The sequence below is a fragment of the Bradyrhizobium sp. CCBAU 65884 genome (assembly GCF_028128835.1).
In the GTDB taxonomy this organism is placed as follows: domain Bacteria; phylum Pseudomonadota; class Alphaproteobacteria; order Rhizobiales; family Xanthobacteraceae; genus Bradyrhizobium; species Bradyrhizobium ottawaense.
In genome coordinates, this window is record NZ_LBJU01000041.1 from 1 (window position 1) to 1,954 (window position 1,954).

The following is a 1,954-nucleotide window of genomic DNA, read 5'->3' on the forward strand; positions in this document are numbered from 1 at the left end:
AAATTTGAAGGCCGCAACCGTGTGGTTGTCGCCTAGGATAAGGTTCATCGTTCACTCCGTCTCCGGTGCTCTGGGCCCGGACGCCCGTTATCGCTCTTCTCCGAGCCAAAGCGCGCAACTCTACTAACAGCTATTCGGTTATGGTCCATCCATTGCAACATTTGCACTTTAGACCACCGACGTCGTCCGATAAAACTATGTTTAACGGCCGAGCGCCTGCAAACGGGGCGCGCTCGCTGTAGCTGGACAGCAGTTGGGCAAGCGACTGACCTGACGCTGTCCCGCGCCGGCGGGCGATCGCCGAGACGCTCGCGCCAGGCTCCAGTGCCTCCGTCACAACTTGCGCCTTGAACTCGTCCGACCAGCGTCGGCGAAGCCGCGGTGCCCCCTCAAGGCGGCCCGCGACCGCTTCGATCATATGGAAGGTTCTAGTTGCAGAACTAGGCGCAGACATAGAAGCTCACATCGGCTCACAAACTCACCAGCCGATAGCCGAGCGCTCATCCCCTCCGCCAGACGGGGTCTCCTTGCCGCTTAATGCGTCGTCCGTGAAGAACTTTGGTTTCAGGCCGAGACGGTTTGAACCGCGGCGGTGAGAGCGGAGCGGATTTGGCGCAGCAACAGGCTGAGCCAACGGATGAGGCGTCGGAAGTTGTAGCCGGCGGAGGCCAGGACGGCGTTGGCAGCGTCTCCCTGGCGGAACCAGAGATAGTTGCGCCCCATGCGGTGCTCGGCCTTGAGATGGCCGATGACGGGCTCGACGGCGGCCCTGCGGCGCAGTTCGCGCTTGATCTTGGGCGTCACACCTCGCTTCTGCCCGGAGATGAAGATCCTGAACTTGTGATCGGGTGGTGCATTGTGGCCCCGGTATCCCTTGTCGGCGAGGATGCGCGCGATCGTGTTGCCGACGAGCACCTCCATGTCCGGGATCACGGTGGCCAGCGTGTGGTAGGGGTTGCCGGGCAGCGCCTTCACGTGGGTGACGAACTGGCCGCCCTTGGCCTGGCCGATCGTGGTGGCGACGGAGATTTTGACGCCGAACTCGTAAGGCCGATGGGCCTTGCCTTTGCCGATGCATTCGACCTCCGGTGCGTGCAGGGAATAGACCTTCGGCCCGCGCTGATGCTGCTTCTGCTCGCGCACGCGCCGCGCCAGCGCGAGCAGTTTTGCGAACGCCGCTTCGAGCCCGCCGTTGCCCTCGATCTTGCGGTCGATGTCGCGGATCACGCGCCCCAGATAGGTCCGGAACGTCTTGAGCGCCCGGTTGGCGCGTTTGAACTGCTTGGCGTGGGCATAGCGCTGATGCTGGTCAGGGCGAACTTGCCAACCCGCGCATAGGATTGACGCAAACTCACCCCGTGGCGCTGCGCGAGCCGCACCAGCTTCTCGCGCGCCCGGTTCAGAAGCTTCGCATCGGTGGGGAACGTCACGTTCTTGGGCTGAACCGTGGTGTCGACGATCACCCGCGACAGTTCGGACGGCTTGATCGCTTTGGCCTTCGTGGCGACCGACAGGCTCTCTTGAATCAGTGCTGTCAGCCGCTCCTCGCCCATCCGGTTGCGCCAGCGCGTCAGCGACGAGCGATCGAACACCAGCCGGTGCTGGAAGAACTCCTCGCCGCAGAAGTATTGGTAGTAGGGGTTCTCGACCCACCGCTCGCAAACACCTCGTCGGAGAGGTCGTAGGTGTGCTTGAGGATCGCCAGTCGTGCCATTAAGCGCGTCGGCAGCGGCGGCCGGCCGGGATCATCGGTGTAAACCTCGCCGAACCGCTCTTCCAGGAAGCCCCAATCCACCGTCCGCCCCAGCGCTACCAGCGAATGCTTCATGTCGATGATCTGATCCAGCCGAGAGCGGAAAAGGTCCTGCTCTCCCGTCTCGCTCCGCTCCCGTGGTCGCATCTCGTCCCTCGCCAACGCAGTCCGAGGCGAGTGAATCACAAATCAAGTTTGCAA

General features: G+C 62.9%; 1 protein-coding gene and 1 pseudogene. Both read right to left on the reverse strand.

Translation table 11 applies throughout. The features are described 5' to 3' along the window. Window positions 1–130: 130 nt before the first annotated feature. On the reverse strand, window positions 131–454 hold the full coding sequence (locus XI03_RS40400; RefSeq protein ID WP_442869679.1) for a transposase: 324 nt from the start codon (window positions 452–454) through the stop codon (window positions 131–133). 110 nt (window positions 455–564) lie between these two features. Continuing rightward, window positions 565–1,900: pseudogene (locus tag XI03_RS01675) on the reverse strand (IS5 family transposase). Between the last annotated feature and the right edge of the window lie 54 nt (window positions 1,901–1,954).

What these genes read in the sequence shown, in the direction of transcription:
- XI03_RS40400 (WP_442869679.1), bottom strand. Translation starts at nt 454, where the DNA reads ATGTCTGCGCCTAGTTCTGCAACTAGAACCTTCCATATGATCGAAGCG.